At 30.4% G+C, this 26,011-nt stretch carries 22 protein-coding genes, 2 tRNA genes, 2 rRNA genes and 1 riboswitch (1 of these 27 only partly in view); of the genes, 6 read left to right on the top strand and 20 right to left on the bottom strand.

Features of this window, described 5'->3' with window-relative positions:
• The 4 genes from AC5SLW_RS00625 to AC5SLW_RS00610 all read right to left on the bottom strand — a co-directional run.
• Window positions 1-374: ribosomal RNA gene (locus AC5SLW_RS00625) — 23S ribosomal RNA — on the bottom strand; it reaches 2,380 nt to the left of the window's first position.
• 149 nt (window positions 375-523) lie between these two features.
• Window positions 524-599 (bottom strand) — tRNA-Ala (locus tag AC5SLW_RS00620).
• Between the two features lie 11 nt (window positions 600-610).
• Window positions 611-687: transfer RNA gene (locus tag AC5SLW_RS00615), tRNA-Ile, on the bottom strand.
• 98 nt (window positions 688-785) lie between these two features.
• Window positions 786-2,260 (bottom strand): 16S ribosomal RNA (locus AC5SLW_RS00610).
• The 16S and 23S rRNA genes sit together here with 2 tRNA genes alongside, the layout of an rRNA operon.
• Window positions 2,261-2,590: 330 nt before the next feature.
• On the opposite strand from AC5SLW_RS00610, the gene AC5SLW_RS00605 reads away from it, so the two are divergent.
• Window positions 2,591-3,889 (top strand): M23 family metallopeptidase, encoded by a 1,299-nt coding sequence (locus AC5SLW_RS00605; RefSeq protein WP_494575223.1) that lies wholly within the window; start codon window positions 2,591-2,593, stop codon window positions 3,887-3,889.
• Between the two features lie 2 nt (window positions 3,890-3,891).
• Here the strand turns inward: AC5SLW_RS00605 and AC5SLW_RS00600 are convergent, their stop codons facing one another.
• The 5 genes from AC5SLW_RS00600 to AC5SLW_RS00580 are packed head-to-tail and all read right to left on the bottom strand — an operon-like array spanning window position 3,892 to window position 8,619.
• A complete protein-coding gene (locus AC5SLW_RS00600) occupies window positions 3,892-4,368 on the bottom strand; it encodes a DUF4167 domain-containing protein (protein WP_494574101.1) in 477 nt (158 codons plus the stop codon).
• A 12-nt stretch (window positions 4,369-4,380) separates the two neighbouring features.
• A complete protein-coding gene (gene prmC, locus AC5SLW_RS00595) occupies window positions 4,381-5,223 on the bottom strand; it encodes a peptide chain release factor N(5)-glutamine methyltransferase (protein WP_494575221.1) in 843 nt (280 codons plus the stop codon).
• Between the two features lies 1 nt (window position 5,224).
• Window positions 5,225-6,298, bottom strand: coding sequence for a peptide chain release factor 1 (gene prfA / locus AC5SLW_RS00590; RefSeq protein ID WP_271564949.1), 1,074 nt, complete (start codon window positions 6,296-6,298; stop codon window positions 5,225-5,227).
• 5 nt (window positions 6,299-6,303) lie between these two features.
• The gene (ispG, locus tag AC5SLW_RS00585) at window positions 6,304-7,404 is read right to left on the bottom strand and encodes a flavodoxin-dependent (E)-4-hydroxy-3-methylbut-2-enyl-diphosphate synthase (RefSeq protein WP_271615982.1); all 1,101 of its coding nucleotides are present in this window, start codon (window positions 7,402-7,404) and stop codon (window positions 6,304-6,306) included.
• Window positions 7,405-7,407: 3 nt separating this feature from the next.
• Window positions 7,408-8,619 (bottom strand): aspartate kinase, encoded by a 1,212-nt coding sequence (locus AC5SLW_RS00580; protein WP_006997387.1) that lies wholly within the window; start codon window positions 8,617-8,619, stop codon window positions 7,408-7,410.
• Between the two features lie 65 nt (window positions 8,620-8,684).
• On the opposite strand from AC5SLW_RS00580, the gene ubiG reads away from it, so the two are divergent.
• Window positions 8,685-9,407 (top strand): bifunctional 2-polyprenyl-6-hydroxyphenol methylase/3-demethylubiquinol 3-O-methyltransferase UbiG, encoded by a 723-nt coding sequence (gene ubiG, locus AC5SLW_RS00575; RefSeq protein ID WP_011281767.1) that lies wholly within the window; start codon window positions 8,685-8,687, stop codon window positions 9,405-9,407.
• Here ubiG and AC5SLW_RS00570 read toward each other — a convergent pair.
• Complete coding sequence (locus AC5SLW_RS00570; protein ID WP_494575218.1) at window positions 9,404-9,835, bottom strand: DUF1178 family protein; 432 nt, start codon at window positions 9,833-9,835, stop codon at window positions 9,404-9,406. The two genes, ubiG and AC5SLW_RS00570, sit on opposite strands and share 4 nt — an antisense overlap.
• A gap of 41 nt (window positions 9,836-9,876) precedes the next feature.
• Window positions 9,877-11,178 (bottom strand): bifunctional glutamate N-acetyltransferase/amino-acid acetyltransferase ArgJ, encoded by a 1,302-nt coding sequence (gene argJ, locus AC5SLW_RS00565; protein ID WP_271615983.1) that lies wholly within the window; start codon window positions 11,176-11,178, stop codon window positions 9,877-9,879.
• Between the two features lie 65 nt (window positions 11,179-11,243).
• Here argJ and secA point away from each other — a divergent pair, with 65 nt between their 5' ends.
• Complete coding sequence (gene secA, locus AC5SLW_RS00560) at window positions 11,244-13,808, top strand: preprotein translocase subunit SecA (RefSeq protein ID WP_494575215.1); 2,565 nt, start codon at window positions 11,244-11,246, stop codon at window positions 13,806-13,808.
• On the opposite strand, the gene AC5SLW_RS00555 is transcribed toward secA, so the two are convergent.
• A complete protein-coding gene (locus AC5SLW_RS00555; RefSeq protein WP_494575213.1) occupies window positions 13,803-14,909 on the bottom strand; it encodes an acetyl-CoA carboxylase carboxyltransferase subunit alpha in 1,107 nt (368 codons plus the stop codon). The genes secA and AC5SLW_RS00555 overlap by 6 nt on opposite strands.
• A gap of 91 nt (window positions 14,910-15,000) precedes the next feature.
• Window positions 15,001-15,088: riboswitch (glycine riboswitch) on the top strand.
• Between the two features lie 70 nt (window positions 15,089-15,158).
• Between AC5SLW_RS00555 and AC5SLW_RS00550 the strand changes: the two genes are divergently transcribed.
• Window positions 15,159-17,354 carry a malate synthase G gene (locus AC5SLW_RS00550; RefSeq protein ID WP_494574095.1) on the top strand — a complete coding sequence of 732 codons (2,196 nt, stop codon included), beginning with the start codon at window positions 15,159-15,161 and terminating at the stop codon, window positions 17,352-17,354.
• Here the strand turns inward: AC5SLW_RS00550 and recR are convergent.
• The 5 genes from recR to kdsB form a co-directional block, all read right to left on the bottom strand.
• Window positions 17,341-17,952 (bottom strand): recombination mediator RecR, encoded by a 612-nt coding sequence (gene recR / locus AC5SLW_RS00545; protein WP_006997394.1) that lies wholly within the window; start codon window positions 17,950-17,952, stop codon window positions 17,341-17,343. The genes AC5SLW_RS00550 and recR overlap by 14 nt on opposite strands.
• A gap of 4 nt (window positions 17,953-17,956) precedes the next feature.
• Complete coding sequence (locus tag AC5SLW_RS00540; RefSeq protein ID WP_006997395.1) at window positions 17,957-18,274, bottom strand: YbaB/EbfC family nucleoid-associated protein; 318 nt, start codon at window positions 18,272-18,274, stop codon at window positions 17,957-17,959.
• A gap of 3 nt (window positions 18,275-18,277) precedes the next feature.
• Complete coding sequence (dnaX, locus tag AC5SLW_RS00535; RefSeq protein WP_494574094.1) at window positions 18,278-19,951, bottom strand: DNA polymerase III subunit gamma/tau; 1,674 nt, start codon at window positions 19,949-19,951, stop codon at window positions 18,278-18,280.
• Window positions 19,952-20,095: 144 nt separating this feature from the next.
• Window positions 20,096-20,926, bottom strand: coding sequence for a prephenate dehydratase domain-containing protein (locus AC5SLW_RS00530; protein ID WP_006997397.1), 831 nt, complete (start codon window positions 20,924-20,926; stop codon window positions 20,096-20,098).
• Between the two features lies 1 nt (window position 20,927).
• Window positions 20,928-21,668, bottom strand: a complete 741-nt coding sequence (gene kdsB, locus AC5SLW_RS00525) for a 3-deoxy-manno-octulosonate cytidylyltransferase (protein WP_494574093.1) — start codon at window positions 21,666-21,668, stop codon at window positions 20,928-20,930.
• A 103-nt stretch (window positions 21,669-21,771) separates the two neighbouring features.
• On the opposite strand from kdsB, the gene AC5SLW_RS00520 reads away from it, so the two are divergent.
• Entirely contained in the window at window positions 21,772-22,311 is a 540-nt protein-coding gene (locus AC5SLW_RS00520) for a c-type cytochrome (RefSeq protein WP_026225046.1), read from the top strand.
• Here AC5SLW_RS00520 and argF read toward each other — a convergent pair.
• Genes argF through AC5SLW_RS00505 form a run of 3 tightly spaced genes read right to left on the bottom strand, consistent with a single transcriptional unit; the run spans window position 22,303 to window position 25,217 of the window.
• Window positions 22,303-23,232: an ornithine carbamoyltransferase gene (argF, locus tag AC5SLW_RS00515; RefSeq protein ID WP_018413800.1), complete on the bottom strand. Its 930-nt coding sequence runs from the start codon at window positions 23,230-23,232 to the stop codon at window positions 22,303-22,305. The genes AC5SLW_RS00520 and argF overlap by 9 nt on opposite strands.
• 2 nt (window positions 23,233-23,234) lie before the next feature.
• Entirely contained in the window at window positions 23,235-24,401 is a 1,167-nt protein-coding gene (locus AC5SLW_RS00510) for an aspartate aminotransferase family protein (protein WP_494575211.1), read from the bottom strand.
• A 3-nt stretch (window positions 24,402-24,404) separates the two neighbouring features.
• Window positions 24,405-25,217, bottom strand: a complete 813-nt coding sequence (locus tag AC5SLW_RS00505; RefSeq protein ID WP_006997402.1) for an ABC transporter permease — start codon at window positions 25,215-25,217, stop codon at window positions 24,405-24,407.
• Window positions 25,218-25,340: 123 nt separating this feature from the next.
• Here AC5SLW_RS00505 and AC5SLW_RS00500 point away from each other — a divergent pair, with 123 nt between their 5' ends.
• The gene (locus AC5SLW_RS00500) at window positions 25,341-25,841 is read left to right on the top strand and encodes a GcrA family cell cycle regulator (protein ID WP_494575209.1); all 501 of its coding nucleotides are present in this window, start codon (window positions 25,341-25,343) and stop codon (window positions 25,839-25,841) included.
• Window positions 25,842-26,011: the final 170 nt, after the last annotated feature.

The raw sequence follows: 26,011 nt of genomic DNA, 5'->3' as shown, positions 1-26,011 counted from the left end.
TCTCGTGTCCCGCTTTACTCAAGAATTTTGTTAAACATTACTCATACGGGACTATCACCCTCTATGGTTAGCATTTCCAAACTATTCAAATTTTTCTAACAAAACTACTGGCCTACTCCGCGTTCGCTCGCCACTACTAACGGAATCTCAATTGATTTCTTTTCCTCTGGTTACTTAGATGTTTCAGTTCTCCAGGTTGTCTCTTTAAACCTATGTATTCAGTTTAAAGTACCACATAAAGTGGTGGGTTTCCCCATTCGGAAATTTTCGGATCAAAGCTTACATACAGCTCCCCGAAACTTATCGCAGTATATCACGTCCTTCATCGGCTTTCAGTGCCAAGGCATCCACTACACGCCCTTAAACGCTTGATTTATGCACAGAAAAAAATTCTTTTTACAGAAAATTTATCTATGTTGTGATCAAATTTTTATTTTGAACATTAAATAATAACTTTTAATGTTCGGATATAGATATTGATATAAATTATTTTTATTTACAGTTTTAATAACTAAATGTTTCCTGGTGGAGGATACAGGGATCGAACCTGCTACCTCCTGAATGCAAATCAGGCGCTCTCCCAGATGAGCTAATCCCCCATTTAGGTTTTTGGTGGGCCGAGAAAGACTCGAACTTTCGACCCCACCCTTATCAAGGGTGTGCTCTAACCAACTGAGCTACCGGCCCTACAAGAAGGAAACATTACTTTAAGAAGAGAAATGAGGACGGTCAACATTACCGATGTATATTATTTAGAGTGAAATTTTACTTTCACTCATCCTTAGAAAGGAGGTAATCCAGCCGCAGGTTCCCCTACGGCTACCTTGTTACGACTTCACCCCAGTCGCTGACTATACCGTGGTCAAGGGTTTGAAACCTTGCCTTAAGGTAGAACCAACTCCCATGGTGTGACGGGCGGTGTGTACAAGACCCGGGAACGCATTCACCGTGGCACGCTGATCCACGATTACTAGTAATTCCAGCTTCATGCACTCGAGTTGCAGAGTGCAATCCGAACTGAGGCATCTTTTCGGGATTTGCTTAACGTTGCCGTTTTGCTTCCTGTTGTAGATGCCATTGTAGCACGTGTGTAGCCCAACACGTAAGGGCCATGAGGACTTGACGTCATCCCCACCTTCCTCCAGCTTATCACTGGCAGTTCTTTCAGAGTGCCCAACTTAATGATGGCAACTAAAAGTGAGGGTTGCGCTCGTTGCGGGACTTAACCCAACATCTCACGACACGAGCTGACGACAGCCATGCAGCACCTGTGTTTCGTCCGGCCGAACCGAAAACTCTAATCTCTTAGAGTCGCGACGAACATGTCAAGTGTTGGTAAGGTTCTGCGCGTATCTTCGAATTAAACCACATGCTCCACTACTTGTGCGGGTCCCCGTCAATTCATTTGAGTTTTAACCTTGCGGTCGTACTCCCCAGGCGGTGTGTTTATCGGTTTCCCTGCGACACTGAAAATAAATTTCCAACGTCTAACACACATCGTTTACGGCATGGACTACGAGGGTATCTAATCCTCTTCGCTACCCATGCTTTCGTTCCTCAGTGTCAGTAATGATCCAGAAAGCTGCCTTCGCAATTGGTATTCTTTCTAATATCTACGAATTTCACCTCTACACTAGAAATTCTGCTTTCCTCTATCATACTCTAGCTGAAAAGTTTTGATGGCAGTTCCAGAGTTAAGCTCTGGGATTTCACCACCAACTTTTTCAACCACCTACGAACTCTTTAAGCCCAGTAATTCCGAACTACGCTAGGTCCCTTCGTATTACCGCGGCTGCTGGCACGAAGTTAGCCGGACCTTCTTATTCGGGTACAGTCATTTTCTTCCCCGACGAAAGAGCTTTACAACCCAAAGGCCTTCTTCACTCACGCGGCATCGCTGCATCAGAGTTTCCTCCATTGTGCAAGATTCCCCACTGCTGCCTCCCGTAGGAGTTTGGGCCGTGTCTCAGTCCCAATGTGGCTGATCATCCTCTCAAATCAGCTATTGATCATAGTCTTGGTAGGCCATTACCCTACCAACAAACTAATCAAGTGCGGGCTCATCCAATGGTGCATAAAGCTTTCTCCGTAAAGACTTATCCGGTATTAGCACAAGTTTCCTCGTGTTATTCCAGGCCAAAGGGTAGATACCCACATGTTACTCACCCGTCTGCCACTAAGTATTGCTACTTCGTTCGACTTGCATGTGTTAGGCGTGCCGCCAGCGTACGTTCTGAGCCATGATCAAACTCTCAAGTTAAAAAACGGCGCACACTAGCTTCATATATAAATTGTAAGAATACAATCCATACGATTTTGAAGTGTGTACGACAAATTTTGGTAACCTTAACCGTCCACACTTCTCTTCTTAAATTTTTACTTTTTAAATAGCTAATTGGGTCTAAAACGCCCAATAATCCTCACTAATCTATTGAGTAAACAATAATTTTACTGAGAAAGTGTGCTGCTTATAAGCTAAAATAAAAGTAAATCAAGCATTTAGCATTTAAATAAATGCTCAAATATATCAATAAATACTAGGTTTTTTTTGATTTTTAGTCATTACTAAATTAATAATTCAAAGTTCAAGATGATATTTAGTTCAAATAAAATAATAAAAATAATAAAAAAAAACATTGAGATTACTTTTCTTTTCTTACTATTGTTAATTACGATTTCAAGCACCAGCCTCTATAACGAAAAAAAAGTATTAATAGATGAAAATTACAAAAATTTAATAAATAATATTTATTTCCAAAAAAGTATTAACCAAATTTTTGACAATCTAGTTCCAAGATATAAAAATATTGATCATAAAATTTCTAGTGGTGAAACCTTTGATAAAATTTTAAATAATTATTCAATACCAAATGAAGAAATTAATCAGATCAAAAAAAAATTAAATTCGGATTATAATATAAATAATCTTCAGCCAAATCTTGAAATAAAAATTACTATTGATCAATCAAATAATAAAAAAATTACTTCTTTTTTATTTCCAGTTTCTAGAACAGAAAAAATTCAATTAACAAGAAATCTAGATAATAATCTTTTTGAAAAAAAAATAATCATTACAAATTTAAATAAAAAAATTGTTTTTAAGGAAGGGAAAATTACACAAAGTTTATATAAAACAGCTATTGATTTGAAAGTTCAGCCAAATATGATTATTGAGTTTGCAAGAATTTATGGATTCCAGGTTGATTTTCAAAGAGATATTAGAAAAAATGATAATTTTCAAATCATGTACGAAGTGTTTGAAGATGATGATGGTAAAATATTTGAGACAGGTAATATAATTTTTGCAGATCTAAAGCTAAGTGGAAAAAATAATGCATTATATTATTTTCAAAAAAAAGGAAGTGAAGGACACTATGATGAAAATGGTAAGAGTGTTGAAAAAGCATTGATGAAAACTCCTATTAATGGTGCAAGGCTTTCTTCTGCATTTGGAATGAGAAAACATCCTATAGATGGTTTTAATAAAATGCATAGAGGAACTGACTTTGCAGCCCCAATGGGCACTCCTATTATGGCATCTGGAAGTGGTCTGATAACTAGAGCAAGATGGTGTGGTGGTGGTGGAAATTGTATTAAAATAAAACATAATTCAACTTATGAAACTATTTATGCTCATATGAAAAATTTTGCTAGAGGAATAAAAGAGGGAATAAGAGTAAAACAGGGTCAGATAATTGGTTATGTCGGGTCGACTGGAAAATCTACAGGTCCACATCTACATTATGAAGTAGTTGTAAATGGAAAAAAAGTTAACTCTCAAAAATTAAAGTTGCCTTCTGGTAAAACTCTTAAAGGAAAAGAAAGAGAAATATTTGAGGTAGAAAAAATTAAATTAGATGTTTTAAAATCAGAATTAATTATTGGATAAAATTAACTAGCAGCGACTTTCTTTTCAACCACTTTTTTATCTACACTTTTTACAACTTTTTTAACTTCAGGTTCGGTCACTTCTTTTTTAACCGTTTCAGCTTCGGTTTTAATAGTTTCTTCAACCTTTTTGTCTGAATCCACTGGCTTAATAGTTGCAGTTGCAGATGAATTTACTCTAGCCATTCTAAGGCTTTCTTGCTCGTTTTGAACTCTTGTAAAGTGATCCGCATGTTGAAAATAATTTTCAGATAAAATTTTATCTTCATTAGCTAAAGCCTCTCTCGCTAAATCATTGTATTTTTCAATAAGTTTAACCGCATTATGATTATTTCTACCTGGAACTTTTCTTTGAAAATTATCATTATTAGAAAATTTTGACCCTTCATTATTGCTTCTAAATGGAGGTCTTCTATTATTATTGCTTCTAAATGGAGGTCTTCTATTGTTATTACTGTTATTACTTCTAAATGTTACCATAATATTTTCAATTTAAATTTTAGTGCTGATTATACAGCGATCATTGTTGCCATAATCTTTTATGGCTTTGTTAACGTAAAAACCTTCTTCTTTTAATATTTTTATAACTTTATTTTTTTGATTAAAACCAATCTCTAAAATAAATTTACCATTTTTCTTAATCAGATTATTTGTCTTATTGATTACTTTTCTGATTTTTGAAAAACCATCAAACCCACCACTTAAAGCTAACTTTGGCTCAAAATTAACTACATCTTTTTCCAAATATTTTAAACTTAACTGTTCAATATATGGAGGGTTCGAAACAATGATATCATATTTGCCATTATTAAAATTGTCAACACTTGAGTGAAAAAACTTTACTCGATTAGTTAAGTTTAGTTGTTTTGCGTTAAATTTGCTTACATTTATACTTTTTTTAGAAATATCTATTCCAGTTCCATAAAAATTAGATCTCTCTTTTAATATAGATAAAAGAATGCATCCAGATCCAGTTCCAATATCGAGAATTTGTAGTTGATTATCTTTTGAATAAATTTTTAAAACCTGCTCTATTATTAGTTCACTATCAGGTCTTGGAATTAGCACATCTTTATTGACAAAAAATTCATCTTTCCAAAACTCTTTTTTATTTATTAAATAAGCAATTGGTTCACCTTTTTTTCTCCTTTCAATTAAACTTTTAAATTTTCCTAATTGCTCTGAGTTCAAAACTTCTTTAGGGTTTAAAATAATATGCTTTTTATCTCTTTTAATCGAGTTGGATAATAATATCTCACTATCAAGTTGAGGGTTGGCTATCTTATTTTTTTGTAAGATAGCTATTCCTTCATTTAGAACATTTTCTATATTCATTTTAATTAAGATTGCTCAATTTTTCTTCTTGTGCTTGCAGCGTTAAGCTTTCTACCATTTCATCAAAAGCTTCACCTTCTAAAAAAGCTTCAAGTTTGTGTAAGGTTAGATTAATACGATGGTCTGTTACTCTTCCTTGTGGAAAATTATATGTTCTAATTCTTTCAGAGCGGTCTCCTGTTCCTATTTTACTTTTTCTATCCTCTGATCTTTCACCCTCAATTCTTGATCTTTCTAATTCATAAAGTCTTGATCTTAAAATTAACATACCTTTTGCTTTATTTTTGTGTTGTGATTTTTGATCTTGTTGAGATACAGATAATCCAGTTGGAATATGAGTAATTCTCACGGCACTATCAGTTGTATTAACAGATTGCCCACCTGGGCCACCAGCTCTAAATACATCAATTCTTAAGTCTGAATCATTTATTTTTATATCAACCTCTTCTGCTTCTGGTAGTACAGCCACTGTTGCAGCAGAAGTGTGAACTCTCCCTTGAGTTTCTGTATCTGGAACTCTTTGAACACGATGAACTCCACTTTCATACTTTAATGTTGAATAAATATTTTTTCCCCTAATTGATGCGATAACTTCTTTCAGCCCCCCCGCCTCACTCTGAGACATACTTATTAATTCTAATTCCCATTTTTTTTGATGACTAACTTTTTCATACATCTTAAAGAGATCCGCAGCAAATAAACTTGCCTCCAATCCTCCTGTGCCTGCTCTAATTTCTATAATTGCATTTTTTTTATCTGCTTCATCTTTTGGTAATAAAAATAGTTTTAATTTTTTTTCTATAGTTTCGTTTTCTAATTTTAAATCTTTTAATTCTACTTCAGCCATTTCTTTAAACTCATTATCACTACTAGAATCGCTTAATATTTTTTCTAGATCTTTTTTTTCTCCCTCATAAGAAAAATATTTTCTAGCATCATCAATTACCTCATTTAAATCCGAGTATTCTTTTGATTTTTCAGCAAAAAGTTTTTTATCCACTTCACCTGATGATAATTCTTTCTCTAAAACAGAATGCTTAGATATTAAATCTTCAATAGTTTTTAGAGGTATCATTGTATTTATAATTTTTTATCAAGTTCAGCAGCTTTTTTTTCAACTTCACTTACAACCCTTGATATTATATCTTCTGATAAAACTTTTTCACTTTGAATTCCAGATAAATAGAGCATATTATTACCCTTACCGCCTCCAGTAATTCCTATATCTGTCATCGCTGCTTCTCCAGGTCCATTAACTACACAGCCAATAATCGATAATGTTAAAGGGGTTTTGATGTGAGAAAGTTTATCTTCTAATATTTTTACCGTATCAATTACTTGGAATGCTTGTCTTGCACATGATGGACAAGATATAATTTTTACACCTCTATTTCTTAAATTAAGTGACTTTAATATTTCATTACCAATTTTAATTTCTTTAACAGGATCATCAGACAAAGAAATTCTTATAGTATCACCTATTCCATCCATTAAAAGTGAGCCAAGACCTATTGATGACTTGACACTGCCTGATACAAAGCTTCCAGCTTCTGTAATCCCTAGGTGTAATGGATAATCTGTAACTTTTGATAGTTGACGATACGCTGCAATAGATAAAAATATATCTGAAGATTTTACACTTATCTTAAAATTAAAAAAATCTTGATCTTCTAAAATCTTAATATTCCTTTGTGCGCTTTCAACTAAAGCTTCTGGGCATGGCTCTTTATATTTTTCTAAAATATCTTTTTCAAGAGAGCCAGCGTTAACACCTATTCTAATAGAACAATCATTATTTTTAGCAGCACTAAGTACGTCATGTATTTTTAATTTATCCCCAATATTTCCTGGATTAATTCTTAAACATTTTGCTCCATTTTCAGCAGCTTCTATTGCTCTTTTATAATGAAAATGAATATCAGCAATTATTGGAACAGATACATGTTTTGTAATTTCTTTAAGAGCTAATGAAGACTCTTCATCTGGGCAAGAAACTCTAACCAAATCTGCACCCTCTTCATGAATATCATTAATTTGTTTTATTGTGGCCTGAATATCGGTTGTTAAAGTATTGGTCATTGATTGAACAGAAATAGGATTGTCACCACCTATTTTTACATCACCAACATTTATTACTTTTGTTTTTTTTCTATGAATGTCTCTAAATGGTCTTAAGCTCATAAGTTAATCTAACTTAAATTCTTTGTGAAGCACTGCTACTGCTTTTTTTATCTGTTTATTTGAAATTAAAACTGAAATTTTAATTTCAGAAGTTGAAATAACCATTATGTTAATCTTTTTTGAAGCCAAAGCTTGGAACATTCTATAGGTAATTCCTGGTGTTGTAATCATACCCACACCAATAATAGATACTTTTGAAACATTATTGTCATACGTAAGTTTTCTAAATGAAATTCTTTTATTTTGTTTAATTATTTTTTCTGTTTTTTTTACATCCTCAGATTTAATTGTAAAAGTTAAGTCTGTTTCTTTTCCATTTAAAGAAATATTTTGAACTACCATATCAACATTAATTTGATTAAGTGATAATGGTTTAAAAACAGCAGCTGCTACTCCTGGTCTGTCCTTAACACCTACAATCGTAACTTTAGAATCATTTTTTGTAGAAGTAATTCCAGTTATTATTTGATTACTGAAGGTTTTTTTTGTACCAGTTATTAATGTGCCTTTCTTTTTTTGAAATGAAGATTTAACTGAAAAATTAATATTATTTAGTTTTGCATCTTGCACAGATGTAGGTTGCATAACCTTTGCGCCTAATGATGCCATCTCTAACATTTCATCGTAGGAAATTTTATGAATTTTCTTGGCTTTAGAATGATTTCTTGGATCTGTAGTATAAACACCATCTACATCAGTGTAGATATCACACGCATCAGTATTAAAAAATTTTGCAAGCATTATTGCTGATGCATCAGTTCCACCTCTGCCCAGTGTTGTAAGTCTATTTTCTAAGTTAATGCCTTGAAAACCAGTTATGATAGGTATTCCACCTGATTTCATGAAACTAAGTATTTTTCCTTTATTGATTTTGCTAATTCTTGAAGAGCTATAAGGTCCTTCTGTAATAATTGGTAGCTGCCAAGACATCCATGATCTAGCTTTAAAACCAAGGTGTTTTAATCTACCAGCAATTAATGCACAAGTTGCTTGCTCTCCTGTTGCTAACAAAACATCATATTCTGCTGCATCAAAGGTATTACTTAATTCTTTTGTTTTTTTTATTAATTCATTGGTTGTGCCACTCATTGCAGATGAAACCACAATGACACCCATTTTCTTCTTTTTGTAAGAGGAAATAATTTTTGCTACGCTCTTTATTCTATCTATACTTCCAACGGAGGTTCCACCGAACTTTAATACAACAGTTTTCATTGATAATTTTGTAATTTATATTTGATAAAATACATCTTAATTGTTATGTCCACAAGTTATCTATTATGAATTCAATAAATAAAAAAGAAATTGAGAAATTTTCCAAAATTGCTGAAGAATGGTGGGATCCTAATGGTAAATTCAAACCATTGCATAATTTTAATCCAATAAGAATTAGATATATAAAAGAAAATATTATCAAAGATTTTAAAATTAGATCATCTGATAAGCCGTTAAAAAATATTAAATTACTTGATATTGGTTGTGGTGGAGGGTTATTATCTGAACCAATGTGCAGACTAGGAGCAAGTGTTGTTGGCATTGATGCATCAAAGAAAAATATTGAAGTTGCAAAATTTCATGCAAAAAAAAATAAACTTAAGATTGACTATAAAGTTGCATCTCCAGAGATGTTAAAAGATAAAAAAAAATTTGATGTAATTTTGAACATGGAAATAGTTGAACATGTTAATGATATAGACTTTTTTATTAAAGAAAGTTCAAAATTATTGAAAAAAAATGGAATAATGTTTATCGCAACCCTTAACAAAACATTAAAATCTTATGTATTTGCAATAGTGGGTGCTGAATATATTTTAAAATGGCTTCCAATTGGAACACATGATTGGGAAAAATTTGTTAAACCTAGTGAGCTAATAGATATAAGTAAAAAAAACAATCTATCTCTTAAAAAATTAGATGGAATGAATTTTAATATATTAGATAATAGCTGGAAAGTAACAAATGATACTTCTGTTAATTATATTACAAAATTTATAAAAAATTAGTTCGTATTATCTTTTATCCAAGGCAGTATTTCTGCTTTTATACCCTCTTCCTTTAATTCGTTAAGATCTTTTTTTGTTGCGGTACCATAAATACCTTTGGCTTTTTTTTTGTCTTTATAATGTAGAGACCTTGCCTCATAAGCAAAATTTTCTCCCACATATTCAAAATTTTTTTTTATAAATTCTTGATATTTATAAATTGTTTTTTTTATTTCTTTATATTTTTCACTGGATGAATCAATGTCTGTTAAAATATTTTTTGAAGTACTCACATTAGGAGACATCAAGCCCTTTCCAACATTTAAAGAATTACAAAAATGACAATTTAAGAATTTTTTCTTTTTAAGTTTTTCATATTCCTTAGACGATGAAAACCAACTATCAAAAGTAGTTTCACAATCTTTACATATGAGCTTGTATTTAATCATGGTTTATAGTTAATAATTAATAAAGTTAATTCAATATCAAATTAGCTTCTATAATCAGCATTAATCTCAATATATTTTTTTGTTAAATCCATTGTGTAAGCAGTAAAACTTTTTGATCCCATATTTAAATTTACTGAAATATCTATTGATTGACTTTTCATATAGTTAGCCACTTCATTTTCTTTGTAATATTTAAAAATTTGTCCTTTTTCTATAATCTTAATACCACCAAAGTTTATTGCTAATTTTTTTAAATCTATTTTCACTCCAGATTTTCCTATGGCCATTATTATTCTACCCCAATTTGGATCTTCTCCTGCGATAGCTGTTTTAACAAGATTTGAATTCGCAATAGAAAAAGCTATTACTCTTGCTTCTTTCTCACTTTTTGATTTAACTATATTGATTGTAATAAATTTAGTAGCTCCTTCACCATCCTTAACCACTCTTTTTGACAAATTTAATAATACTGAATGTAGGGCTTTATCAAAACTAAATATCTTTTTATCATTAATATTATTAATGATTGAGTTTTTTACTTTTCCTGTTGAAAAAATAGAAACCATATCATTAGTACTAGTGTCACCATCGCAACTAATTGCATTAAAAGTTGTATTAATATTTTTCTTTAATAGTTTGTTTAAAATATCGTTTGAAAGATCTGCATCTGTAAAAACATAACCTAATGTGGTCGCCATGTTTGGAAAAATCATTCCTGATCCTTTGGCAATCCCATAAATCTTAACATTTTTATTTCCTATTTTGCATTCCTCCATAGAAATTTTTGGCTGTAGGTCTGTTGTCATTATGCCTAATGCAGCTTTCATCCAGGTAAATTTATTTTGTGTATATTTAATTTTTTTGATTAGTTCTGGAATGTTCTTTTTAATTTTTTCAGTTGGATATTTTTCTCCAATTGTCCCTGTGCATCCAAAAAGTACTTGATTTGATGATATCTTCTTTGGAAAATCTTCGTCTTCAGTTTGTTTTTTTGTTAATTGTAATGCTGCTTCTTCTGCTATTTCTTTTAAACCTTTGTAACCATCTGATCCTGTAAATGCATTAGCATTTCTAGTATTAATAATTAGAGAGCTTATTTTTTTACTTTTAATATTTAAATTCCACTTAATGTTCTCTGAAACTATTTTTGATTGTGTATAAACAGATGCATAGTTTGCCCCGTCTCTAAAATAAAACATAACCAAATCATCCCTGGGTTTGCTGTATAAATTTGCACAAACTGTGGATATTGAAACTCCATCTAGATGTTCTAAATCTTGAAAGTCACTATTTTTTGACTTTAAATTTAGTGAGTTTATAAAGTTTTTAACGTTTATTGGCATGTGTTTAAAATATTTATTTAATACTTATATTAAAAGTTATAATTAATTATATACCAGAAAATTAAATGCTTAATCCCTTAAATTTTATCACAAAGTTTATTAAATCTAGCAATCAAAAAGAGCTCGATAGAATTAACAAAATAGTTGTAAAAGTTAACTCCTTAGAAGCTTCTGTTAAAAACCTTAGTGACGAAGACTTTCCTAAAAAAACTACAGAATTGAAAGATAGACTTAAAAATGGTGAAAATTTAGACACCCTATTGCCTGAAGCTTTTGCACTTGTGAGAGAGGCTTCTAAGAGAACAAGAAATGAGAGACATCATGATGTTCAAATACTTGGAGGTGTTGTGCTTCACGAGGGCAAAATTGCAGAAATGAGAACTGGCGAAGGTAAAACTTTAACAATAAGTCTAGCTGCTTATTTAAATGCTCTGACAGAAGAAGGGGTGCATATAGTTACTGTAAATGACTATCTTGCAAAAAGAGACTCGCAAGAAATGGGGGAGATATATAAATTTTTAGGATTAACTTTTGGTTTTATAAATAATGACCAAGATGATCTTGAAAGAAAAAAAAATTATAATTTTGATATTACATATGCAACTAATAGTGAATTAGGGTTTGATTATCTTAGAGATAATATGAAATTTTCAAAAGAACAAATGGTTCAAAGAGGACATGTTTATACTATTGTGGATGAAATAGATTCTTGTTTAATTGATGAGGCTAGAACGCCACTTGTAATATCGGGAGCTGCTGAAGACAAAACAGAACAATATCTTGCGATTGACAAACTTATAAAAAGATTATTACCAGAACATTATGAGATTGATGAAAAAGATAAAAATATATTGCTTACCAATGAGGGAATAAATAATGTAGAAAAAATATTCTCTGATGCTGGAATTCTAAAAAATAATAACTTTTATGACCCTGAAAACTTAAGTTTAGTTCATCATGTAAATCAATCTTTAAGAGCTCATCATCTATTTGAAAAAGGAAAGGATTATATTGTTAAAGATGGAACATTAAAAATTATTGACGAACTTACTGGTAGAATATTAGAGGGAAGAAGATTTGGAGATGGCTTACACCAAGCACTTGAAGCCAAAGAAAGAATAGATGTTCAAGCTGAAAATCAAACTCTAGCATCAATAACTTATCAAAATTACTTCAAGCTCTATAATAAAATTTCAGGATGTACTGGAACTGCAGCAACTGAATCTCAGGAGTTTTATGAAATATATAATTTAGTTGTGGTTATCATCCCTACAAATAAAGAAATGATTAGAAAAGATTGGAATGATCAAATTTTTAGAACTGAAGAAGAAAAAAATAAAGCTATCATTGAAAAAGTTCTGGAGTGTCACAAGCAAGGTCAGCCTATATTAGTTTTCACTTCTAGCATTAATAAATCAGAAATTTATTCAAAATTACTAAATGATGAAAAAATTAAACATGTAGTTTTAAATGCAAAAAATCATGAAAATGAAGCTGAAATCATTGCAAATGCTGGAAAAATGAATTCAGTTATAATCACAACAAGTATCTCGGGTAGAGGTGTTGATATCCAGTTAGGTGGAAAAAAAGGAAGTCAACCTGATGATGAACTTTTAGAAAATAAAAATAAAATAAAATCACTCGGTGGACTATTTGTTATTGGTACAGAAAGAATGGAATCTAGAAGAGTTGATAACCAAGCCAGAGGAAGAGCTGGTAGACAGGGTGATGAAGGAAGTTCAATTTTTTATGTTAGTTTAGAAGATGACTTAATGAGAATTTTTGGTTCAGAATCTATGAATAATATTCTTCAAAAATTAGGCTTAAAAGATGGAGAAAGTATTGATCACCCCTGGATTAATAAAGCACTTGAAAGGGCACAACAAAAAGTTGAGGCTAGAAATTTTGATATAAGAAAAAATTTATTAAAATTTGATGACGTGTTAAATGATCAAAGACATGTAATATTCTCTCAAAGGAATGGCGTGATGAATAGTGAAAAAGTTTTTGATTATTCAGATGAATTCTTATCTGAAATTATTAGTCATCTAATCAGCTTAAAAACACAGAAACTATCAACAACTAAAAATAATGAATTTAATAATCAGTTAAAAACTTTACTAGGAAAAAGTGTTGATGATAATGAATTTAAAAATGTTACTGAATTAAAAGATGAAGAGTTCAAAAATAAAATTAATTCTAAATTTTTAGAAGCAAGAAATGAAAGAATTAAAATGTTGGATGAAGAAAAAGCAAAAGAAGTTGAAAAAAGAATTTTTCTTCAGTGTATAGATTTAAACTGGAAGTCACATATTCAATATCTTGAACAACTAAGACAAGTTATTGGCCTAAGATCTTATGGTCAAAGAGATCCATTAGTTGAGTATAAAAAAGAAGCCTTTTTTCTTTTCGAAAACTTATTGAATAAATTGAAAATGGATTTTGTTACAATTTTAATAAATTTAAAAATAGTTCAAGAACCTAGTGAAAGTATTTCAAGACCATTAAAAAAAGAAACATCTAACGATCCAAAATGTTTACTAATAAAAAGAAAAAATGAAAAAATTTCAAGAAATGAGAAATGTGAAGCTACAGGTAAAAAGTTTAAAAACTGTTGTGGGGCCTTATAAAGAAAATATAAAATAGCCCAATAAAACTATTACTCCAAATAAAACTGCTAAATTTAACTTTGATTTAAAGAAGTTTTTAATAAATAAATTAACCTTATTTTCTTTCATGCTGAGTGTACTTAGATCGTCTATTTGATTTACGAAACCTTTAGATCTTCCAATAGTTAAAAATTTATTTTTTCTATGATTAAAAATTTCTTCTCCACTCATGTTAAGAAATTCATTCAAATTTTTTTCAATCGATTTTCTTACGTTATCTAATATTAGGTCTCTATCTCTGTGGGCACCACCAATTGGCTCTGAAATAATTTCATCAATTACTTTTAGTTCTAAAAGGTCTTTTGAAGACAATTTCATAGCTTTTGCTGCTTCTAAAGTTCTTTTGGGGTCTCTCCATAAAATGGTGGCACAGCCCTCTGGAGATATTACTGAGTAAATTGCATTTTCTAACATGATTACCTTGTTAGATGAAGCAAGTGCTATTGCCCCTCCTGATCCACCTTCTCCAATAACAATTGCAAGAGTTGGGACGTTTAAAGACATGCAACACTCAATTGATTTTGCAATTGCCTCTGCTTGACCTCTTTCTTCCGCCCCTACACCAGGGTAAGCTCCGGGTGTGTCTATAAAAGAAATTATCGGAATGTTAAATTTATTTGCTAATTTCATTAATCTAATTGTTTTTCTGTAACCCTCAGGTCTCATCATTCCAAAATTTCTTTCAATTCTACTTTCAAGGCTGTCCCCTTTTTCTTGACCAATAACTAAGACAGATTTTTCATCAAATTTTGCAAATCCTGCTAATACAGATTTGTCTTCTCCATAATATCTATCACCTGACAATGGGATAAAATCTTCAAATAAATTATCAATAAAAAATTTTGCTTTAGGTCTATCTTCATGTCTTGCAACTAGAGTAGTTTGCCAGGGATCTAAGTTAGAGTAAATCTCTTGTAGCTTATTATCTATCTCTTTTTGAGACTCAGATATTTTTTTGGTATCTACTTCCGAAAGACCATCTTGATTATAAGGGTCTTTAAGTTTGTCTATTTCTATCTCTAAATTTTTAATATCTGTTTCAAAATTTAAATAATTTTTCATATGATTGTTTAATTATTAATTAATTAAGAAAAAAGGCAATAAAATGTTTTAAATAATTTATATTTGACATAATTCTATTAAAAGGTACTCTTAATTGATATCGGGAGAGACTATTAAATAATAGCGCCGAAGGAGCAACCACCCCGGAAACTCTCAGGCAAATGGACCGATAACAAACATAACACTCTGGAAAGAGATTTATCTCGCCGATGGAGCAAAACTCTCAGGCAAAAATACAGATGGGGTAAAATGGGTGCTATGAAAGAACAATATACAAAAATACACAATCTATCAGTTTCTAATAAATTGCTTAACTTCGTTAATGAAGAGTTGCTTAAAGATACAAATATTTCTTCTGAAAAATTCTGGGAAGGCTTCGACCAAGTAGTTCATGAGCTAGCCCCAAAAAATAAAGAGCTATTAAAAATAAGAGAAGATTTACAAAAAAAAATAGACGATTGGCATATTGCTAATAAAGGTAATGAAATCAATCTAGAGGAGTATAAAAAATTTTTAAAAGAAATTGATTATTTAAAAGAAGTGGGCCCTGATTTTAAGATCAAAACAAATAATGTTGATGAAGAAATAACTAGTATCGCTGGACCTCAATTAGTAGTTCCAATCATGAACGAAAGGTATGCACTGAATGCCGCTAATGCTAGATGGATGAGTTTATATGACAGTTTGTATGGTACAGATGTAATCGAGCAATCTGAGGATAGTGCCACTCAAAGATACGATCCTTTAAGAGGAGAAATGGTTATAAAATATGGAAGAGACTTTTTAGAAAAATATTTTCCTCTAGAAAATTTTGAATGGCATAATATTACAGGCTTTAAAATTGATAATGGCTCTTTAACAATATTAAAAGATAGTAATAAATCATCTTTAAAAAATAAAGATAAATATATTGGTCATAGAGGAGAGGCCAATGATCCATCAGCAATAATTTTAAAAAATAATAATCTTCATATAGAAATAATTATAGACCCAAATGCTTTTAGTGCTCAACAAGATCCTGCTAAAATTAGTGATATTATTGTTGAAGCTGCAGTTTCAACTATTTGTGATAATGAAGATAGTGTCGCTGCAGTAGATGCTGATGACAAAGTTATTTGTTATCGTAATTGGCTTGGACTTATGAAAGGTGATTTGAAATCAACTTTTGAAAAAAATGGAAAGACTTATGAGCGTAAATTAAATCCCGACAGAAGTTATATTTCTAAAGATGGAAAAGGATTAAAGCTACATGGAAGAAGTTTATTATTGGTAAGGAATGTTGGACACCTTATGACTAACTCAGCAATCACTTTAAAAGATGGTTCTGAAATACCAGAAGGTATTATGGATGCCTTTATAACTTCAGCAGCTTGCCTTCATGATATTAAAAAAAAAGGTAATTCTAGAACTGGTTCTATTTATATTGTTAAACCAAAAATGCATGGTCCTGATGAAACCTCATTTACTGATTTAATTTTTACTAAAGTTGAAGAAGTTTTAGGATTGGAAAAATACACTTGTAAAATTGGAATTATGGATGAAGAGAGAAGAACCTCATCTAATTTAAAAGAGTGTATTAGAACACTTCAAAATAGAGTATTTTTTATTAATACTGGTTTTTTAGATCGTACTGGTGATGAAATGCATACTTCAATGGAAGCTGGTCCTATGATTAAAAAAGGAGATATGAAATCTTCTAAATGGATTGGGGCATATGAAAATAACAATGTAGACATAGGTCTTCAATGTGGTCTTTCTGGTAAGGCTCAAATTGGCAAAGGAATGTGGGCTATGCCGGACAAAATGAAAGAGATGATGGAACAAAAAACTGGGCATCTAAATGCTGGAGCAAATTGTGCTTGGGTTCCCTCACCTACAGCGGCAGCTCTTCATGCTCTTCATTATCATGAAATAAATATTTTTGAGAAACAGAAAGAAATTCAAAAAAGAGAATCTGCAAAACTGGATGATTTGTTAACAATTCCTGTAGCAGACAGACCAAACTGGTCAATGGAAGAAATTAACTCTGAAATTTCCAATTCTGCACAAACTCTTTTAGGGTATGTCGTCAGATGGATAGATCATGGAGTTGGCTGTTCAAAGGTACCTGATATTAATAATGTTGGTTTGATGGAGGATAGAGCCACTTTAAGAATTTCTTCTCAACATATAGCTAATTGGATACATCACGATATTTGTACAAAATCACAAGTTATGGAAGTAATGAAAAAAATGGCAAAAATTGTTGATGATCAAAATAAAAATGATGGTGCCTATACTCGCTCCGGAAGAGGAAGCTACGAAATGATGTCTGAAAATTTTGAGCAATCAATTGCTTTTAAGACAGCTTGTGATTTAATCTTTAAAGGTAAAGAGCAACCTTCGGGTTACACAGAACCGTTATTACATCTAAATCGATTAATAAAGAAATCTAGTCAGAATTAGTTTTAATTCCAGTTCTGTTTTTAAAAGCTGAATATAAAGTTCCATCATCGAGACTTTCTATTTCACCACCAACAGGAAGTCCTTGAGCAAGTTTTGTAACCTTAGTAGAAGTTTTTTTTAAACTATCCTCTATGTAATAAGCAGTAGTTTGACCTTCTACTGTTGCACTTGTTGCTAGTATAACTTCTTCAATATTTTCTCTTGAAACTCTTTCTACTAATGAATTAATCAAAAGATCCTCTTTTCTCTGGCCGGCAGAAGAAATAGTGCCACCAAGAATATGAAAGTAGCCTTTATAGATATTTGAATTTTCAATTGACCATTGATCTGCAATGTCTTCAACTACACATATTTTATTATATTTTTCTTTTGAATTTTCACAATTGTTACAGCCTAATGAATTAGATTTTAAAGTACCACAAGATTGACACCTAATAACATTTTTATAAACTTGTGCCAACGTGTTTGCCATTGGCTTTACAAGTTCATCCCTATTATTAATAAGTTTTAATACAATTCTTTTTGCAGATTTAGGACCTAAGCCAGGAAGTTTAGAAATTAATTTAATTAACTCTTCTATCTCATTAATATTTTGCATATTCTTAAAGTGGCCATTTAAAACCAGGAATACCTAATCCACTTGTAGACTTAGAAATTTCTTCAGATGTCTTAGATTTTAATTCTGATTTTGCATTATTATGGGCAGCCACTATCAAATCTTCGATTATAATTTTATTTTCCTTTAATATTTCGTCTGAAAGGTCAATTTTGATCATTTCATTTTCACCATTTAAAGTAACCTTTACAGAATTTGAACCAGACGTTCCTTCTACCTGAATGTTCTTTATTTTTTCTTGGCTCTCTTTCATTTTAGCCTCTAATTCTTTTGCTTTATCTAAAATTTTTGTAAAATCAGTCATTCTTTAATCTTCTTTTCTAGGTTTAACATCAATAAGTTCTGCGTCAGGGAAATTTTTTAAAATATCTTTATAAATTGAGGAGTTCTTTACACTTTCTATCAGTTCTTTTTTTTCATTAATTTCTTCTTCTTTTTTTGATGGCTGTCCTTTAGTTTTGCTTAGACTTATAATCCATCTTTCATTGGTCCATTCAAAAAGTTTTGTTGAAAGATCTTTAATAAAATCTTTATCTAAATCTTCATTAAATGAAATTTCAATTCTTTTGTTCTCAAAACTTACAAGGTTAACATTTTTTTCTAATTCATATTTTAATTTAATCTCTTTTTTAGAAGAGCATGCTTTTAATAGATCATCAAATGAATTTATAAGACTGGTATTTATTTCAATGTTATTATTTTCTTTTTCTTTGATATCTTTTTCCTGAACAATATTTTTCATTTGCCCTATTGTTTCAGATTTATCTTTTATTCCAAAGATATCTTCGTTTGTTTTTTTTGGGGAAAAGGATGTTTGGTTTTCACTTTCAGATAATAGTTTGCTATCGTCTTTATGTTTGTCACTTTCCTGTTTAATGCTTTTTAAATGAATTAATCTAATTAAGAACATTTCTATTGATAAATGTTGATTAGAAACAATATCAAGCTCCTCAAGTGTTTTAATAGTAAATTGCCAAAATAATATTAGGGTCTCATTGTTAACTTTTTCTGAAAGATCTTTAATTTTATTAAACTCTTCATCATTCAATAAAAAATTATTACCATCCAAATTGAGTGAATCAATATTTTTAAAATAATATAAGAGCTCTAAAAAATCATTAATAAAAATTTTTGGTTCAACACCCTGGTTATATATTTCTCTGTAAGTGTTGAGAACTTCAGTTTCTTTACCTTCAAATATCAATTCAAATAAATCAATTAATTGAGACTTATCAAAATAACCAAATATTTTTTGTGCTGCTGCAAGATCTAATTCTTTGTCTTTATCCAAGGTAAGTAAAGCCCTATCAAGTAACGATAGCGCATCCCTAACTGAACCCTCAGAAATTTTAACAATTAATTTAAGAGCATCATCTGATGCGTTACCATTTTCTTTTTCTTTAATTTTCTTAATAAAATCAAACAACTCTAAAGATTTAATTCTAGATAAATCAAACCTTTGACAACGTGAAACTACTGTAATTGGAATTTTTTTTATTTCTGTTGTTGCAAAGATAAATTTTAAATATTCTGGTGGCTCCTCTAAGGTTTTTAACAATGCATTGAATGCTTGTTTGCTAAGCATGTGAACTTCATCAATTATAAATATTTTATATTTAGCAGTAGTTGGGCCATATCTAGAAAATTCAATAAGGTCTCTTACATCGTCCACCCCTGTTTTACTTGCTGCATCCATTTCCAATACATCAATATGATTTGAGTTAGAAATGGCATTACAATTTTCACAAAGTTCCTCTTTACACAAATTATCTATTCCATTTGAACAATTTAGAGATTTTGCAACAATCCTTGCTGTTGTCGTTTTTCCTATTCCTCTAATTCCAGTAAAAAGATAGGCATTAGGCACTTTATTAGCCTTAATAGAGTTAGAAATTGTTTCCGCAACAACATCTTGCCCTATAAGATCATTAAATGTCTGAGGTCTGTACTTTAAAGCTAAAACTTTTGTATTTTTATTCATTTTATATAAAGGAGACTAGAACCTGAATAACTGTCTCTACGACTGCTTCCGTTAAGATCTGGTCGGGTTCAAGCAGTATTCACCTCTAGCCTCCAAAACTATTATAACAGTAATGTTTTCTATTCTACAAGAAAAGTTTCTAAGTTATTTTTCTCTAAACTTATCAGCCTCAAAAACACCTAGTACGTGAAAATCTTGGCAATGAAGTCCTAATTCTTCTAAAGACTTTTGTATTTTTGGATTGTCGATGTGTCCCTCTAAATCACATAAGAAAAAATATGACTCAAAGGAATTTTGCTCTGGATAGCTTTGAAGTTTTGTAAGGTTAACTCCATTTATCGCAAAGCCACCTAATGATTGATAGAGAGCTGCAGGCTTGCTTTTTAGCTTAAATAGAAAAGAAGTTATGTATTTCTTATCACCAAAATCAGGCTGTAAAACTTCATTACCCATTACCAAAAACCTCGTAGCATTGCCTTTTTCATTCTCAATATTTTTTGAAAGTATTTTTAGATCATAAATTTCAGCACTTAAAGTAGAAGCAATTGCTGCTTCAGTTTTAATTTTAGTCTTTGAAATTGTCTCAGCCGAACCAGCAGTGTCAGCACGAATATGTTCAACTAAATTATTTTTTTTAATAAATTTAGAGCACTGTGATAAAGCTTGAGCGTGAGAATAAACATCTTTGATATCACTTAAATTGCTATCTGGCTGTCCTAATAAATTATGTTCAATTTTCTGAAAATGTTCCGCATAAATATTAAGTCTATACTTAAAAATAAGATATTCGATTCCAATATTTCCTGTAATTCGATTTGACTCTGGAATTACCATTCTCGAATTTTTATCTTGTGATGTTTTTAAAAAACATTCATCAAATGTCTTACATGGAATTATTTCTGCTTTAGGATCTATTTCTAGTGCTGCTAAATGTGAATAAGCACCGAATGTTCCTTGAAAATAAATTTTGGTCATTTTAGGATTTATATTCCATAATTTTTTTTATAGCTAGATAATCTTCTTTTGTATCTACACCAATGGGAGAAAAGTTTGCCAAAGCAACATTGATTTTCAGATTATTATCCAATGCTCTTAACTGTTCTAATCTATTTTTTTTTTCTTTTAATGTTTGGTCCAGACTAACAAATTTTTTTAATGTACTTGTTTTATAAGAATAGATTCCAATATGATGATAAGTATTTTGATCATTTCTTGAAAAACCATCTCTAGTAAAATTTAATGCTATTGGAAAATTATTCTTTTCTAATTTTTTTTCTGTAATAACCTTAACTATATTTTGATCAATTAACATTTTATCATTTTTAATTTCTGCTGCTAGCGTTCCAATTCCAGAATTACTATTAATCATAAAGTTATTTAAATTTATAATATCATTTTTATCGATATTTGGTTCATCCCCTTGCAGGTTTAATATAAAATCAATGTCTTTAATATTAAGCTTTTCGTAAGCCTCAAAAATTCTATCTGTGCCAGTTTTATGAGTGTTACTCGTCAAAACAGCTCTACCACCATTTTTTTCAACATCATCGAGTATTTCTTGATCTTCGGTTGCTACTACTACCTCGCCAATATTTGTTTCTTCTGCCTTTTTAAAAACATGAGAAATTATTGATAAATTATTAATTGTTAAAAGTGGTTTACCTGGCAATCTACTTGCTGACATTCTTGATGGAATTAATATTAATGTTTTAGCCATTATAAATTTACCAATTTGTGCGTCTAACAGACGCAAAATTAAAAAATTAAAAATTAAGTATTTTTTAATTATCATGTTATATCTGCAAAATAATAAAATTTATATGGATTCGTTCGAGCTTAATAAAATTATTGCTGCTATTTTAATGGTTGCGCTTCTTGTAATTGGTTTAGGAAAAGTTGCTGATGGTGTCTTTCATGTAAATAAACCAGAAAATCCAGGGTATCAAGTTGAAGTTGAAGGACAACCAGCTTCCACAATATCCCAAGTTGCTGAAGTTGAGCAAAAAGTAGACATTGCCGCTATAATGGCTCTAGGCGATGTAACTTCAGGTGAGAAAATTTTTAAAAAATGTGCAGCATGTCACTCTATTGAAAAAGGTGGTCCAAATAAAATTGGTCCTGCTCTTTATAACGTAGTAGGCAGTAAAGTAGGTGCTGTAGAAGACTACAAATATTCTAAAACTTTAGCCTCATATGGTAAAGACTGGACTTTTGAAGAACTTAATGGTTTTTTAACTAAACCTAGCTCATATTTGAAAGGAACAAAAATGTCTTACGCTGGCTTGAGAAAAGAAGAAGATAGAGCCTCGATTATTAAGTACCTAAATCAAAATAGTGATAGCCCTAAACAGCTACCTTAATTTACCAAAACAATATAATAAAATACTTTTTTGAACGTGCACTCTATTTAGAGCCTGCAGCCATACTTCAGAGTTTTTTCCCAAAAAAACATCTGTCGTAACTTCTTCTCCCCTTGGAAGACAGTGTAAAAAAGTTGTATCTTTTTTAGCAAAACTCATCAATTTTGAATTAATTTGAAAGTTTCTAAAATCTTTAATTTTTTTATTTTTATTAACTTTATCGTTCAATGAAATTACTTTATCTGAAAAAATTACATCAGCATTTTTAACTGCTTTTTTAGCATCATTAAAGATATGAATTTTTCTTTTATTTTTTTTTACCCAATCTAATACAAATTTTTTAGGCCCATAATTCTTGGGACAGCCAATATTTAAGTTAAATGAAAATTTAACTGAAGCCGCAATCAAACTATTTAGAACATTATTAGAATCTCCAATCCAGCAAATATTTAATTTGGAAATAGATTTTTTTTTAATCTCTTCAACTGTGAAAATATCTGATAGCACTTGTGTTGGATGAGACGATGGACTTAAACCATTTATTACTGGTATCTTTAAGTATCTGCTAAATTCTTCTATTTTTTTATCACTATCAGTTCTCAGCATAAAACCATCCCCATAAGTTGATAAGATTTTAGCAGTATCTGCTAGACTTTCGCCACCTTTTCCTAGGTGTAATTCATTAGCTCTAAGTGTTATAGTTCCTCCACCTAGTTGTTTTATTGCAAGGTAAAAACTTAATCGCGTTCTCGAACTTGCCTTTTCAAACATTTGAATGAGTAACTTGCCTTTTAAAGGTTTATCTTTATCAACTTCTAGGGTGTTATAATTTTTTCTTTTTTGTTTTCTATTCTTTGCATCAATGATGATTTTTTTAAGGTCTGCTGAAGGTATATCTTTAAGGTTGATGAAATGTTTCATATTTATTTATAAGTAGAACACACTTTTTTAATAATATTTATTGCTATATCTATCTCTTCTTTTTTAACATTAAGAGGAGGTAATATTCTAATAACATTTTCAGCCGCTCTAATTGTTAATAATTTATTATCCATTAGTTTCTGTATAAATTTTGTTTGATCATCATGAAGTTGTAATCCGATTAATAAACCAACGCCTCTTACTTCTTTAATTATTTTAGGAAACTTTTTTCTTAATTTATTTAATTCTGAATAAAAGTATTTTGATAATTTTTTAACATTTGAAAGAAATACTTTTTTTAATATTTGATCTAAAACAGCATTTCCAACAGACATAGCTAGTGGGTTGCCACCAAATGTTGACCCATGAGTTCCAGCTGTCATTCCTGATGCTACCTTTTTATTCATTAAAACTGCACCTAACGGAAATCCACCTCCAATACCTTTTGCTATTGGGACAATATCAGGCTTAATTTTAGAATTTTCAAATGCAAAAAAATTTCCACTCCTTCCAATTCCACACTGAACTTCATCTAAAATTAATAAAATTTTTCTCTTATCACAAATCTTTCTTAATTCTTTTAAACACCAATTGGGTATAACTTTAATTCCTCCTTCCCCCATCACAGTTTCAACCATAATAGCAGCCGTTTTTTTTGTTATTTTTTTTTTAAAATCTTTATGATTTCCAAATTCAAAATGGTCAAATCCATCAACTTTTGGTCCAAAGCCCTCAGTCATCTTCTTTGATCCACTAGCATAAATTGTAGCTAATGTTCTTCCATGAAATGAATTTTTAACACAAAGAATTCTATTTTTTGAAGGTTGTCCTATCGAATAAAAATATCTTCTAGCAACTTTAATTGCAGCCTCTGTGGCTTCTGCTCCACTATTTTGGAAAATAATAAAGTCTGCAAAAGTTTTTTTTGCCAATCTTTTAGCTAATTTTTCACCCTCTGGAATTATAAATGCATTAGAAACATGCCAAAGTTTTTTAGATTGTTTGTTAACTGCTTTTATTAAATATGGGTTTGCATGTCCTAAGGAATTTACTGCTATTCCCTGAACAAAGTCTAAATATTTTTTTCCATTAGTAGAATATAAAAAACTTCCTTTGCCATATTTAAAGGAAATTTTTCTTCTATTATAATTTTTTGCTAAAGCGCTCATTAACTAAGATTTAATTTTATAACCTTTTTTGTAAAGAAGAAAAGCAACATACCACATAACAATACTTAATATGGTTAGATAGATTAGGCCTATTGTTATTGGTCCATCTGATTTTCCTAAGAAGCCATATCTAAACCCATCGATCATATAAAAGAATGGATTTATGTGACTAATATTTTGAAATAATTCTGGCAGTTTATCTATAGAATAAAATACACCTGATAAAAAACTTAATGGAGTTATTATAAAATTTGTTACAGTTGCTGTATGATCAAATTTTTCAGCCCAAAGGCCAGTTATAAAACCAAGACTTCCAAGAATAAATGCACTTAAAAAACCAAATACAAAAATATAAAAAATATTATAAATTGTGATATCAACTATTAATGAAAAGACAGCTATTGAAATTATAGCTATTAAAAAACTTCTTGTTAAGGCAGCTAGTATTATTGCCATCGACACTTCAAGGGCTGAAAGTGGTGCATAGAGCATATCAACAATGTTTCCTTGAATTTTTCCTATCATTAGTGAAGAAACAGAATGACTAAATGATTGTGTTAAAATGCTCATTGCAATTAAACCAGGCGCTAAAAAATTTATAAAAGAATAGCCAAGCACATCTCCTCTATTATTGCCTAAAGCTAGGGACAAAACTGATAAAAATAATAAACTTGAAACAAGTGGAGATAACAAAGTTTGCTGCCAAACTGCCATGAACCTGTTACACTCTTTAAGCCATAGGCTTTTAAAGCCAATCCAATTTACAAAGCCAAACTTTTTAACTCCGATATGATATTTTTTATCCAATTCAACCATAAGTAATCATATATAAATTTTAAAAAAAGATGTGTATAAAACAGAAAAATCCATTGTCTTTTTTTTATTCTTGTGTGATCTGTATATAGTTATAAAATTTAATTAACATACTAAATATAGAATATGAGCTGGAACGAAGAAAAAGTAGAAAAGTTAAAAGAACTTTGGGGCAAAGGAAGCACTGCAAGCCAAATAGCTGAAATAATCGGTGGTATTAGTAGAAATGCAGTAATTGGTAAAGCTCATAGATTAAATTTATCATCAAAAATTAAAACTAGAAATGCATCTTCAAGCCAAAATTTTGATAATAGTTCAGAAGAAAATTCTTCTAAGCAAAAAAGAGGACGAAAAAGTAAGTTTCAATCCTTAATTATTGAAAAAGACTTTGAACCAGAAAATCCTAAGAAATTAGAGGAACTAGACGAGAGCTCTTGTAAATGGCCTATAGGTCACCCTGAAGAACAATCATTTTATTTTTGTGGACGATCGTCTTTAAAAGATTTTTCATATTGCAAACTTCATTTACTATATGCCTATCAGCCAAAAGGAAAAAAAGAAGAGCCTGTATCTGATAAAGATGAAGAGACACCTCAGTATATTGATAAAAAAATTAATACTGCTTAATAATTTTTTAATTTAATTAATCTTAATTTTTTATTTCTTATTCTTTCCATTAAACCCTCTAATCAGAGATTTTATGATTAGATAAATTAGGTAAGAGAAAATTGAGAATATTAAAAAATAAATAATATTAATTATCATAAATAATCATACAATTTTAGTATAGGAAATTC

This window comes from Candidatus Pelagibacter sp. PS_40 (assembly GCF_059417765.1).
Note: the sequence above shows the minus strand (reverse complement) of the source record. Positions and strands in the feature narration are given on the sequence as shown.